This is a genomic window from Lentibacillus kimchii, assembly GCF_042666895.1.
In the GTDB taxonomy this organism is placed as follows: domain Bacteria; phylum Bacillota; class Bacilli; order Bacillales; family Amphibacillaceae; genus Lentibacillus; species Lentibacillus kimchii.
The window spans coordinates 21981-35293 of sequence record NZ_JBHTGR010000056.1 but is presented as its reverse complement, the minus strand read 5'-3'; the positions used below and the strand labels follow the sequence as shown (position 1 = coordinate 35293).

General features: G+C 47.1%; 14 protein-coding genes. All 14 read left to right on the top strand.

Annotated elements, in window-relative coordinates:
- Positions 1-67: 67 nt before the first annotated feature.
- The 14 genes from ACFQU8_RS11785 (at position 68) to ACFQU8_RS11720 (ending at position 12854) form a co-directional block, all read left to right on the top strand.
- Entirely contained in the window at positions 68-427 is a 360-nt protein-coding gene (locus tag ACFQU8_RS11785; protein WP_382360311.1) for a response regulator, read from the top strand.
- A 215-nt stretch (positions 428-642) separates the two neighbouring features.
- Complete coding sequence (fsa, locus tag ACFQU8_RS11780; RefSeq protein ID WP_382360308.1) at positions 643-1284, top strand: fructose-6-phosphate aldolase; 642 nt, start codon at positions 643-645, stop codon at positions 1282-1284.
- A 143-nt stretch (positions 1285-1427) separates the two neighbouring features.
- Positions 1428-2714: a UDP-N-acetylglucosamine 1-carboxyvinyltransferase gene (locus tag ACFQU8_RS11775; protein ID WP_382360305.1), complete on the top strand. Its 1287-nt coding sequence runs from the start codon at positions 1428-1430 to the stop codon at positions 2712-2714.
- 72 nt (positions 2715-2786) lie between these two features.
- The gene (gene glpX, locus ACFQU8_RS11770) at positions 2787-3755 is read left to right on the top strand and encodes a class II fructose-bisphosphatase (RefSeq protein ID WP_382360302.1); all 969 of its coding nucleotides are present in this window, start codon (positions 2787-2789) and stop codon (positions 3753-3755) included.
- 388 nt (positions 3756-4143) lie between these two features.
- Positions 4144-5430, top strand: coding sequence for a transcription termination factor Rho (gene rho, locus ACFQU8_RS11765; RefSeq protein WP_382360299.1), 1287 nt, complete (start codon positions 4144-4146; stop codon positions 5428-5430).
- Positions 5431-5602: 172 nt separating this feature from the next.
- Complete coding sequence (locus ACFQU8_RS11760; protein WP_382360296.1) at positions 5603-5848, top strand: type B 50S ribosomal protein L31; 246 nt, start codon at positions 5603-5605, stop codon at positions 5846-5848.
- Positions 5849-6019: 171 nt separating this feature from the next.
- Complete coding sequence (locus ACFQU8_RS11755; RefSeq protein ID WP_382360293.1) at positions 6020-6640, top strand: thymidine kinase; 621 nt, start codon at positions 6020-6022, stop codon at positions 6638-6640.
- Between the two features lie 178 nt (positions 6641-6818).
- Entirely contained in the window at positions 6819-7889 is a 1071-nt protein-coding gene (gene prfA, locus ACFQU8_RS11750) for a peptide chain release factor 1 (RefSeq protein ID WP_382360290.1), read from the top strand.
- A gap of 2 nt (positions 7890-7891) precedes the next feature.
- Positions 7892-8752, top strand: a complete 861-nt coding sequence (gene prmC, locus ACFQU8_RS11745) for a peptide chain release factor N(5)-glutamine methyltransferase (protein ID WP_382360287.1) — start codon at positions 7892-7894, stop codon at positions 8750-8752.
- 63 nt (positions 8753-8815) lie between these two features.
- Positions 8816-9463 carry a stage II sporulation protein R gene (gene spoIIR, locus ACFQU8_RS11740; RefSeq protein ID WP_382360284.1) on the top strand — a complete coding sequence of 216 codons (648 nt, stop codon included), beginning with the start codon at positions 8816-8818 and terminating at the stop codon, positions 9461-9463.
- A gap of 65 nt (positions 9464-9528) precedes the next feature.
- Positions 9529-9930, top strand: coding sequence for a hypothetical protein (locus tag ACFQU8_RS11735; protein ID WP_382360281.1), 402 nt, complete (start codon positions 9529-9531; stop codon positions 9928-9930).
- A gap of 275 nt (positions 9931-10205) precedes the next feature.
- Positions 10206-11231, top strand: a complete 1026-nt coding sequence (locus tag ACFQU8_RS11730) for an L-threonylcarbamoyladenylate synthase (protein ID WP_382360278.1) — start codon at positions 10206-10208, stop codon at positions 11229-11231.
- 143 nt (positions 11232-11374) lie between these two features.
- Positions 11375-11929 (top strand): manganese efflux pump MntP, encoded by a 555-nt coding sequence (locus tag ACFQU8_RS11725; RefSeq protein WP_382360275.1) that lies wholly within the window; start codon positions 11375-11377, stop codon positions 11927-11929.
- 331 nt (positions 11930-12260) lie between these two features.
- Complete coding sequence (locus ACFQU8_RS11720; RefSeq protein ID WP_382360273.1) at positions 12261-12854, top strand: hypothetical protein; 594 nt, start codon at positions 12261-12263, stop codon at positions 12852-12854.
- The last annotated feature ends 459 nt before the right edge of the window (positions 12855-13313 follow it).

Here is a 13313-nt window from a genome sequence, read left to right as displayed (position 1 = left end):
ATTTTTTGTTCGATAAAAAGAAGGGTTTTTTCAAGTTCTCTTGAATACCTGCATAGGAGGGTCGCTAATGACCAAAACGATACTTGTGGCTGATGATCAGCCCGGAATTCGCATGCTGTTAAAAGAAGTATTCAGCGAGAAGGACTACGATGTCACAACAGCTGAGACAGGACAGGACGCACTTGATTATCTATATGGCAGTTCTTATGATTTGCTGATACTGGATTATAAATTGCCGGTTGTCGATGGTGCCGATCTCTTAAAACGATTGGATGCCGATCAAGTGGACCTGCCGACGATCATTATGAGCGGATTAACGGAGAATATCAGCGAAGAAATTAAACAGCTGTCTGCTGTCCGGGAGGTGTTCGCCAAGCCTTTTGATATACAGGAAATCAGCGATTCTGTCAGCTCAATTCTGGCTTGACGAGACCGTCGTCAGTGAGGTGTTTTATAGGGTGAAAATATGTGCAGCAGCGCCTGAAATTATGGCGCATTTATATGTTAAAAATTCTTATTAGATCCAATACTGCTGCTTGCGCCTTGACGCCCTTGCTGGTATTCTAGCAGTGTAGTGAGATTAGTTGACAGCGGTCTATAGATAAAGCGTGATAATCACAGATAAAGGAGAGGGGTTCTGTCATGAAGTTTTTCCTCGACTCGGCAAGCATTGAAGAGATCCGCTCGGCGAATGAACTTGGCATTTTGGCAGGTGTCACAACAAATCCGAGCCTTGTTTCCAAAGAAGGTGTGTCCTTTCACGACCGGCTGAAGGAAATCACCAGCGAGGTAAGCGGTTCTGTCAGTGCTGAGGTTATTTCCGAAGATGCGGAAGGCATGATTCAGGAAGGAAAGGAACTGGCGTCCATCGCACCGAATATTACGGTTAAGGTGCCGATGACACTGGAAGGTCTGAAAGCCGTTAAAGCCTTCAGCGATCTGACCATTAAAACGAACGTCACCTTGGTTTTCAACGCCAATCAGGCACTTATGGCGGCTCGTGCTGGCGCTTCCTACGTATCGCCTTTTCTCGGCCGGCTGGATGACATCGGCCATGACAGCATGGATTTGATTAACACGATTGCCACCATCTTTAATCAGCACGGTATTAGTACGGAAATTATTGCTGCATCCATCAGACACCCGCTGCATGTGACTGATGCTGCTCTCAATGGCGCTCATATTGCAACACTGCCGTATAAAGTGCTTGGGCAGCTGGTTCAGCATCCGTTAACGGATCAGGGTATTGAGAAGTTCCTGGCTGACTGGCATAAACAGCAATAATGCATAAATATGGAAAAACACACATACACTAGACAGACAAACGATACTGGCTTATCGCTTGGGTGCATTAGCGTGTTTGCTGGTATAGGAGAGGAACGATTTCGGGTGGAAGTGTACGTCTGTCTGGAAGCGGGGTTCTGCAAATGCAAAAAATCTTAATTGAGGGTGGCCGCCCACTAAATGGCAGCGTACGTATTAATGGCGCTAAAAATAGTGCCGTAGCGCTTTTACCCGCTGCTCTCCTGGCGGACTCGCGCGTCACGATAGAGGGATTGCCGGATATATCAGATGTTTATACACTTGGCGAATTGCTTGAGGAAATTGGCGGTGAGGTTAGCTGGGACGGCCAGACGGTCCATATCGACCCTGACCAAATGGTAGCTATGCCGCTGCCAAATGGAAAAGTGCAAAAATTGCGGGCATCGTACTATTTCATGGGGGCGATGCTCGGCAAGTTCAAGCAGGCAGTTATTGGTCTCCCTGGCGGCTGTTATTTAGGACCCAGGCCGATCGATCAGCATATTAAAGGGTTTGAAGCGCTGGGTGCTAAAGTCACGAATGAACAGGGCGCGATTTATCTTCAGGCTGATGAACTGAAGGGAGCCCGGATTTATCTGGATGTCGTCAGTGTCGGGGCAACGATTAATATTATGCTTGCGGCGGTAAAAGCCAAAGGGAAAACGATTATCGAAAATGCTGCTAAAGAGCCGGAAATTATTGATGTGGCAACGCTTTTGACAAATATGGGAGCGGATATTAAAGGCGTTGGCACGGATGTGATCCGTATCGAGGGGGCTGAGTCTCTGCATGGGTGCCAGCATACCATTATTCCAGACCGTATTGAGGCTGGTACATATGCGATTGCTGCAGCGGCCCAGGGTCAGAATGTAACCATTGATAATGTGATCTCAGAACACGTGGAGCCTGTCATGGCCAAGCTGGAGGAAATGGGTGTGACGGTGGAACACAATGATGAACAACTGCATATTTCCCCGCGTGAATCTCTTAAAAATGTCGATTTGAAAACATTAGTCTATCCGGGCTTTCCGACAGATCTGCAGCAGCCATTCACATCTTTGCTGACTGGAGCCCATGGCACGGGTGTGGTGACGGATACCATTTATTCTGCCCGCCTGAAGCATATTGATGAATTGCGGCGCATGAACGCCTCGATCAAGGTCGAGGGCGGATCAGTGATTGTATCTGGCCCCACCAGACTGGAAGGTGCCCGTGTTCATGCGAGCGATCTTCGTGCTGGTGCATCACTGATTATTGCAGGGCTGATGGCAAACGGCATAACAGAGATCACCGGCGTCGACCACATTGACCGCGGTTATGAACAAATCGTTGAAAAACTCAACGCGCTCGGTGCCCGCGTCTGGCGGGAAGACATGACAGAACAGGAAGTCATTCAGTTTCAGGATTCCTGAGGACGGGCAAAGCACCTCTCATATATGAATCCTTTTGGGATGAGGATGAATTTAATAAAGGAGAGGGACTTTATGGAGCGAAGTTTATCAATGGAACTCGTCCGCGTGACCGAAGCGGCAGCACAGTCGTCAGCACGCTGGATGGGATTCGGAAAAAAGAATGAGGCAGATGATGCAGCCACAACAGCGATGCGCCATGTGTTTAATACAATTCCGATGGATGGAACGGTAATCATCGGTGAAGGCGAAATAGATGAAGCGCCGATGCTGTATAACGGTGAAAAACTGGGCACTGGCTCAGGGCAGAAAGTAGATATAGCTGTCGATCCGGTAGAAGGCACCAATATCGTGGCGCAAGGGACCTGGAATGCTGTGGCGGTGATTGCGATTGCCGATGGAGCGGATATGCTCAATGCGCCGGATGTGTATATGAACAAAATTGCCGTTGGTCCTGAAGCCGTTGGTCAGATTGACATCAATGCGTCAGCTACAGCGAATTTAAAAGCGGTTGCCAAGGCGAAACATAAAGCAGTGGAAGACGTGCTGGCGATTGTACTGGACCGGCCGCGCCATGCGGCATTAATTGAGGAAATCCGTGCTGCCGGGGCACGCATCAGACTGATTCCGGACGGTGATGTGGCAGCTGCCATGAATACAGCCTTTGATGACACGGGGGTTGATATATTAATGGGCATCGGCGGCGCGCCTGAGGGTGTCCTGAGTGCAGCCGCGCTGAAATGTCTGGGCGGTGACATGCAAAGCAAGCTCTGCCCGTCCAATGACCAGCAAACTGAAAGGTGTCACAGCTTAGGGATTACCGACTTGGATAAAGTGTACGGGTTGGATGACCTTTGCGGCGGTGATGATGCTATCTTTGCTGCGACAGGCATTACGGATGGTGAATTGCTGAAAGGCGTTCAGTTTAAAGGCGAAAAAGCGACGACGCAAACCGTTGTCATGCGTGCTAAAAGCGGGACCGTTCGTTTTGTAGACGGGGAACACAGCCTGGAGAAAAAACCGAACCTCGTCATGAAGTCATAATTAATAACAGGAAGCCACTGCTTTTTCCCCCGTGGCTTCCTTCATTTATTTATCCATATGCAAGACAAACTGGCAAAAATATGGCGCAGCGTATTGAATCGTGGCTTCTAAAGGCGTATGATAGAGATGTTTAAAAAGAGAGTTTATAGGCAATGATAGTATAAACTGGGAAAACTTCCATTCTAGCTTCCTGCAAGTACTTCTATGATTCGTAACCTTTCAAATAGAAAGAGACATTCACAACTTTTCGAGACACATTTAAATTTTTCAAAAGCGGCTGTAAAGGGATTGGCAGACTGTGCTGCGGCCTTAGCTTAGCGGTATGTGCCTGTCTGTGCTTGAAGGTCCTTTTGACTAACCTTTAAAAATAAATAGGTGTGGTGATTAAATGGCTTCATTATCAATTTCCCAACTGCAGTCATCAACATTGAAAGAGATTTATGAGCTCGCACGGGAATACAAGGTTTCCTATTATTCGAAACTAACCAAAAAAGAATTAATTTTTGCGATCTTAAAAGCACAGGCTGAAGAAGATGGCTACTTATTTATGGATGGTATTCTGGAAATTATTGCCTCAGAAGGATTTGGATTTCTCCGTCCCATCAATTATTCACAGAGCGCAGAAGATATCTACATTTCCGCTTCACAAATCCGCCGCTTTGATCTGCGAAATGGGGATAAAGTGTCGGGCAAGGTGCGCCCGCCGAAAGAAAATGAACGTTACTACGGGATATTGCACGTGGATGCGGTCAATGGCGCTGATCCGGACACATCAAAAGAACGTGTGCATTTTCCTGCCCTGACGCCTTTGTATCCGGAGCGTCTCATGAACCTTGAGCGGAATTCGAAAAACTTGTCCACGCGCATCATTGATTTAATGACACCGGTCGGTTTTGGCCAGCGCGGCCTGATTGTGGCGCCGCCCAAAGCGGGTAAAACGGTGCTCTTGAAGGCTATTGCCAACAGCATTACAACCAACCATCCCCAGGCCAAATTGATTATCCTGCTGGTGGACGAGCGGCCGGAAGAAGTAACCGACATTGAACGTTCGGTTGGCGAAGATGTCGATGTGGTCAGTTCCACTTTTGATGAAGTTCCGGAAAGTCATGTTAAAGTATCTGAACTGGTTCTGGAGCGGGCCATGCGCCTTGTGGAACATAAGCGCGATGTGGTTGTTTTAATGGACAGCATTACGCGACTGACACGTGCTTATAACCTGGTCAGCCCGCCGAGCGGCCGGACGCTTTCCGGCGGTATTGATCCCGCGGCTTTCCACCGTCCGAAACGTTTCTTCGGAGCGGCACGTAATATCGAGGAAGGCGGCAGTTTCACATGTCTGGCAACGGCTTTGATTGATACCGGGTCACGGATGGATGATGTGATTTACGAAGAGTTCAAAGGGACAGGCAATATGGAACTGCACCTTGACCGCAATCTGGCTGAGCGCCGGATCTTCCCAGCCATTGACATTCTGAAATCAGGCACGCGCAAAGAGGAATTGCTCGTTAATAAAAACCATCTTGATAAAATCTGGGCTATCCGCAAGACCATGCAGGATAATCAAAACTTTCTCGACCGCTTCCTGAGACGGCTGCGTGCGACGAAGAACAATGAGGAATTCTTCCAGCAGATGGAAGACGAAATGAAGCGAAAAGGGACGAAAGTGCAAGGATGAATCAGCCGGCATCATCAAGGGGTGTGCCGCCGTTTTAGAGTTGGTTTGAGGTGCGCCGTACTATTGCAATCGAGACGTGTCGCTGTTATAATCTTTTTATGTGAGTTAGATGATATGACGATTACAATTAACTCTGTTTCCAAAGGATTCAGGGCAAAAGGAGCGAGAAGCTATGAGACAAGATATTCATCCCGAGTACAGAAAGGTTGTCTTTCTGGACACAAGTTCAGATTATAAATTCCTGACAGGTTCAACACAAGACTCTGAAGAAACCATCGAATGGGAAGATGGCGAGACGTATCCGCTGATCCGTGTTGAAATCAGCTCAGCGTCACATCCCTTCTATACAGGAAAACAAAAAGCCGATAAAGCCGGTGGACGTGTCGACCGGTTCAAACGGAAATATAACCTTAAGTAAAAAACGGTTGGCAGCTATATCCCGTTACAGCAAACAGGCAATAGTCGATATGTTGCCTGTTTTTTTCACGTTTAGTCGGGAAGAATTCAGACTAACGGGTTCTGCAGCAGCCAAGCGCATTGTAATCTAGCAGGCATAAGTAAAAATGACCTTGAAGGGAGTTCGGCATAAATGCACGTTTTAAACCAAAGCGGCTGGATTGAAGTCATTTGTGGCAGTATGTTCTCCGGTAAATCAGAAGAACTGATTCGCCAGGCTCGCCGGGCAATGTATGGCCATTTAGCTGTACGGGTTTTCAAACAGGCGATTGACGACCGTTATGCTGGGCAAACGGTCATGTCCCATAACGGCACATCCACAATTGCTCGTCCTGTCAAAAATGCCGCAGCGATTCTGGATGATTTGGACGGGACTCAAGTGGATGTCGTTGGGATAGACGAAGTGCAATTTTTTGATGAAAAAATCGTTCCAGCCGTCAATGAGCTGGCTGATCGGGGTATTCGCGTGATTGTTGCGGGACTTGATACAAATTTTCGCGGTGAACCATTTGGCCCAGTGCCGCAGCTAATGGCACAAGCTGAATCAGTCTCTAAGCTGACTGCCATCTGCCCGGTCTGCGGATCACCTGCCAGTCGTACGCAGCGTCTGATTGACGGCAGGCCAGCTGCCTATAATGATCCGGTGATTATGGTAGGTGCATCGGAAGCATATGAACCGCGCTGCCGCCATCATCATGAAGTGCCGGACAAGCCCGATAACCGCTCAAACGATATCCGGGCTGTGTCGGACTGAATGATCCCATAAAGAGTGCTGCGGCGCTCTTTTTTTACGCCTTCATGCGGGCTGACAGAAAGAAGGAACAGCTGCGCGACACGTCAGTCATTGAAAGGCTCACAATCCGCGGCTTCATTTTGACCTTGTGGCTGGCGTATATTATAATGATACTTTAACCTGAGAAGAGGTGACCGTTGTGCTCGAGCGTTTAAAGAGTTTGGAAGATCGCTATGAAAAACTGAATGAGCTGCTTAGTGATCCGGATGTTATAAACGACATTGATAAACTGCGTGATTATTCTAAAGAACAATCCGATCTGGAGGAAATCGTGCAGGCTTACCGGCAGTATCAGGACGTTCTTGGTCAATTGAAAGATGCAGAGGACATGCTGGAAGACGAATCCGACGAAGACATGCAGGAAATGGCCAAAACGGAAATTGAAGAACTGACGGAAAAGGAAAAAGATCTGGAAGAGCGGCTGAAAGTTCTGCTTATGCCAAAAGACCCGAATGACGATAAAAACGTCTTTATGGAAGTCCGTGCGGCTGCTGGTGGTGATGAAGCTGCCTTATTTGCCGGTGACTTGTATCGCATGTATACCAAATATGCCGAGATGCAGGGCTGGAAAACTGATGTGGCGGAAGCCCATCCAACCGCGGTTGGCGGCTATAAAGAAATCGTTTTTATGGTAAACGGAACGGGTGCTTATTCGAAACTGAAGTTTGAAAACGGGACCCACCGTGTCCAGCGTGTCCCAGAGACCGAATCCGGGGGACGCATCCATACGTCGACAGCTACGGTAGCCGTGCTGCCGGAAGCAGAAGAAGTGGAAGTTGAGCTTAATGACAAAGATATTCGCGTCGATGCGTTTGCCGCCAGCGGACCCGGCGGCCAGAGTGTCAATACAACGATGTCGGCTGTCCGTCTGACACACGAACCAACAGGAATCGTCGTATCCTGTCAGGACGGAAAGTCACAAATTAAAAACAAGGAAAAAGCGATGCGTGTGCTGCGTGCGCGGCTCTATGATAAATACCAGCAGGAAGCTCAGCAGGAAATTGAGGAAGACCGCAAGTCTGCTGTTGGAACTGGTGACCGTTCTGAGCGGATTCGCACGTACAATTTTCCGCAGACCCGTGTGACAGATCACCGTATCGGTCTGACGCTGCAGAAGCTTGATCAGGTGATGGAAGGCAAACTGGATGAAATTTTTGATGCCCTGCTTCTGGAAGAACAGACACAAAAACTTGAGGAAATTGGCGAATAGTTATGGCAGAATCCAAGCTGCATGAAGTCCTGCGCCGGGCTTCTCTTTTTTTAGATGATAACAGGCGCGAGCCGAAAGTGGCGGAACTTCTTTTAGAGCACTATCTGGATGTGGACCGGACAGCGTTTTTCGCGATGATGCGTGACCCGGTTCCAGAAGATGTGCTGCAGCGTTTCTGGTCTGCGGTGGAAGCGCATGCCCAGACTGGCGTGCCGCTGGAGCATTTAACCGGATATGCCCCTTTTTATGGACGCGATTTCCGCGTCACCGGCGACACGCTGATTCCCCGCCCAGAGACGGAGGAGCTCACACAGCTGGCTGTTCAGACGGCATCACCGGAGCCATTCACGATTGCCGATATTGGCACCGGGAGCGGCAGCATTGCGGTGACACTGGCTCTGGAACTGCCACAGGCCGCCGTATATGCGACAGACCTTTCCACGAAAGCTCTGGAGGTGGCGCGTTACAATGCGGCGCAGATGGAGGCTGATGTTACCTTTTTTGAGGGTGATTACGGCAAACCGCTGCTCGAACAGGGTCTTCAGGTCGACATGCTTGTTTCCAATCCGCCTTATATCGCATTAGACGAGAAATCCACTTTGTCCGATACGGTCAAAAATTTTGATCCGGAAGAAGCGTTATTTGCCGGTGACGATGGGCTGGCCGGGTACCGGACAATCGTCAATCAGCTGCCGCGTCTCGTGAAACCGCACGGCTATTGTTTATTGGAAGTGGGCAGCCAGCAGGCGCAGACGGTCCAGTGTTTATTACAAGGAGCCTTTCCTGAGAGCCATGTGGCGATTGTTCAGGATATCAGCCAAAAGGATCGCATGGTTAAGGCGGGTCCTTTAATAGATTCCTAGTATATGTAAAAAACCCCTTGGCCATACTGTTGATAAGACAGCTTGGGAGAGGGGTTTTTTACGATGCAAAGGGTCGTGTATTCAGCTATTATAGCCGTTATGATAATCTTAGTAATCCCTGTGACCGGGACTAGCGGGGATATGGCAGCAAATAGTTCAGCAAATGCAGCTCAGCAAGATATACAAGTGATCCCAGATGAGGCCATTCGCCTGCGCATTCTGGCTGACAGTGATGCTGAATCGGATCAGGAGCTAAAACACAAAGTGCGTGATAACGTGAATGCGGCGATCACAGACTGGGTTGGCATGATCACCGATATTGATAAAGCGCGTGAGCTAATTGCAGCGAATATTCCAGAAATCCGCACGATTGTTGAGGATACACTAAAGGAAGAAGGCAGTTCGCAGTCATCTGAAGTTGAATATGGCAAGAATATTACGTTTCCGGCTAAATTGTATGGTTCTTATCTTTATCCGCCAGGTGAATATGAGGCGGTTTTGATCACCCTTGGCGAGGGTGAGGGCTCCAATTGGTGGTGTGTTCTGTTTCCGCCGCTCTGTTTTCTGGACTTTTCCAGCGGTTCGACAGTGGCTGAGGCGGAAGAGACGGAGACCGGTGACGATGACGATGATAAGGAAGACGACGAAGAAGAGGCGTCTGATGAGGAAGAGACTGACGTTAGATTTTTTCTCTTTGAATGGTTTGATTGATTCATAGATTAGTTCGTTTTCACATAGTATTCTAGAGAATCTGCCAAAACATAGAGGTGAAAATCATGGAACTAATAACGGCCGAACATGCATCAGAGGAGAAACTAAACGATTTTTTGCAGCACAATCAAAATCTGGAACGTGAGCAGCTGCTGGCGAAAGGCTATGTCGTGGAATTTGCCGGGAAAATTGAAGGCTGCTTTGTTATGGACGATGTTGCTGATCGTGTCTACTGGCTGAAACAGTTATTTGTGACCAAACAGGCGGCGTCATCGTTGCCAGTTTTGCTGGAAGCCATTCTGGCACTTGCTAGAGAAAAGCAGGCCCAGCAAGTCTTTGTCCACAGTCATCAGCCGATGGTAGATGTGTTACTGGAATCATTGCAATTTCATCCACAAAAAGATAATGAATTCGTACAGAGTTCTCCGAATAACGAAGGATATTGGTGGATGTATCACGTTTCCTGATTAGTTATCAACAATTATATGTGCATAACTGTGTACATCCTGTTTAAAAGCTGTGTATATTAACATCTTGTTGTGCGCAGACCTGTGTATAATCGCCTGATGGGAATAATCCTATTTATGCTGGAAAACCACTATTCCCCATATTTCCAACAGTTGAAGCAATCAGCGGAAAATTTACTTAAATGTGGACAGCCTGTGGATAAATATCTACAGGCTCACTTTTTGTGTTCAAAATGTTATTCAGCTAGAATAAGCCATAGAAAAGAGGGTCAGTCATGATAGAGACAAAACGATGGAATATCCAAACAAAACAGCCGGATGAACGGGCAATAGCCGAGGCGGCATCTCTGCTGCAGAATGGCTATACCGTATCCTTCCCGACGGAAACGGTGTATGGACTTGGGGCTGATGCGACAAACGCTTCAGCCGTTTCTGGTATTTTTCAGGCGAAAGGACGGCCGGAAGATAACCCGCTAATTGCCCATGTTGCGTCGAAAGGACAGCTGCAGAATCTGATTTCAGCGCTCCCGCCTGTTGCCGAGAAACTGCTTGATACCTTTACACCGGGCCCGCTGACGCTTGTGCTTTCAAGCAATGGAGCTTGTGCGGCGAATGTGACCGCTGGGCTCGACTCCATTGGCATCCGCATACCGGAACACCCGGTGGCGCAAAGCTTGCTGCGAGCATGTGACCGACCAATTGCTGCGCCAAGTGCCAATTTATCAGGGAAACCGAGCCCGACGACAGGAGAACATGTCTGGGCTGATTTAGAAGGAAAAATTGCCGGGCTCATCGATGCCGGTCCCACCGGAGTTGGGGTAGAATCAACCGTCGTTGACTGCACACAGGAAATACCGGTCATTCTGCGGCCGGGCGGCATTACCAAAGAACAGCTCGAGGAAACCGTCGGCACGGTGATGGCCGATCCCGCATTGGCTGGTATGGCAGACAGTCCCAAAGCCCCGGGTATGAAATATACACATTATGCACCAGAAATCCCCATGTATCTTGTTGCTGGTGCGCCGGCAAAACTGCAAACGGCGATTGACCGCGCGAGCAGAAACGAGAAACGTGTTGGTGTTCTGGCCAGCACACAGACAGCGGAGCAGCTTCATTCGGCGCGCATTATTCCGCTTGGGGAGGATTTGCATGCTGTTGCGGCGGCGATTTATGATGCCCTGCGGCTGTTTAAAGACGGCGATGCCGATGTGATATTATGTGAAGCTTTTCCAAAGGAAGGCATAGGACGGGCGATCATGAATCGTCTGGAAAAAGCCGCCACGCGTTACTTGCCTGATTGATGCAAGTATTCAGCCATGCCTGTGTCTAAATGCCACAACGTCCTCAACTGAAACCGGCTGGCTTTAACAGCCTGTCTCCTATGTCTGCATATGGCAGACCGGACAAGCATAGAATGCACTAGCATGTCTGAGGGGGCGTAAAGATGCCGGTCTATCAATTAGGGGAAATGGTTTCACTTGTTTTTATGGCGTTTGCATTAGGGATGGACGCCTTTTCCATAAGTTTGGGCATGGGAATGCAGCAGATCAGACTAAAACGGATTGCTATAGCAGGTCTTGTAGTCGGTTTTTTTCATACTGTGATGCCATTTACGGGCATTGTTTTGGGATCTTTCATTTCCACCCAAATTGGACATTATGCCGAACTCAGCGGTGGTCTGCTTCTGGTCGCAATCGGTGCGCAAATGATTTTTTCCGCATTTAATTATGAAACAAAGAAACTGGTTCAGCCTGTTGGTCTGGGTCTGATTTTTTTCGCGTTTAGTGTGAGCCTGGACAGTTTCTCAGTCGGTCTCAGCTTGGGCCTGTCCAATGGCAAGACCGTTATTGCTCTAATTTTGTTTGCCGCTGCCAGTACATTCCTGACCTGGGCTGGCATGCTAATGGGAAAAAAGGTTTATGGGCTGCTGGGCGCCTATAGTGAAATACTGGGCGGCAGCATTCTTGTTGGCTTTGGCTTACATATATTATTTAGCTGACAATCAGGAAGACTTTCCAAAGCAGATGGAAAGTCTTTTTTTTTTCGGCGTGATAAAATGCGATCATAAATGACAAAAAATAGAGACAATGGTACCATTTAACGGAATAGAATGAGAAAGGTCGCAGATAAAGATGATAGCTGTTCAATTAAGACGATTACGACAGAGCAAATTATTCTATATCAGTCTATTACTCGGCGTTTTGATAACGTCGGCACATTACATACAAACGACAAGGACCATTTTACAAGGGGAAGCGTCAACTATCCCCGATTCGTCTTATCTATTATGGTTAAATGCCAGTGACTCTGAAATCACCAATTTGTTCTTCTTGTTAGTACCGATTCTAGCTGCTCTGCCGTTTAGTACCCAATTTCTTGTAGATAGAAAGACCAATTATTATGAACTGATGATGATGAGATCCGGGAAATATAAGTATCTGTTTTCAATGTTAGCTGTTAGTGCTTTCGCAGGATTTCTAGCTATTGCTATACCATTACTTATCAATTTTCTTTTGTTTTCTCTTACTTTTCCGGCTATCCATCCGGATCCTTTTGTGTATTATACGCAAGGTCTTTTTTCGTTTAAAACATTATTTTATTCTCTGCAGCTGAATTTCCCTTTAATTCACACGTTGTTTTATATCTTTTTAAGCGGCATAATTGGCAGCTTATTCGCTGTTTTTTCTGCAGCGTTGTGTCTTCATATTCGATTCTCACTCATTAGTTTGGTTATTCCGGTCATCATCAGTATATTAATTTCTGGGCTTAGTGAACTTGTCGAAGTGGGATTGTCTCCTATCGACTTTTTGGATATGAATGCCACTGCTCCTGTTTATTTATGGTGTATCGCGTTATTTGGTATTTTAATGATTATGTTAACTTTTATTCTAGCTATTATAGGTGTGAGAAGACTTGTTAGATAAAAATTACTTAAAATTTTGCGTCACATCATTTTTTGCACAACGGAAAAACATTTATTTATATCTAGTCACTGGCCTGATAATGTTATTAATATATGGCTTTTTTATGGTGCTATATCAGACAATCGATCCGGATACAGCCAGGCCCTATCATGTCATAACGTATGATGTGCTCAACTATTATCAATTAGTTTATTGGTTTTTAATCCCATTTATTTTGCTATGTGTCCTTGGGAGTCAAATACACAACATTCCAATAGACTTTCAAGTAAGGATGAATAGTCTTCGCCGGTTATTAAGTTTTTACGTCATTCAAATAAGTATGATGGCAATCTGGGGAACATTTATAATTGGATTTATAACATTTGTGTCCTTTCCTCTTTCATCAAAAGCCATCACGTCACATGATTTTGTGCATATTTTTGGGCTACTTATATTTTGTTATCTCAATCTCACGAATAT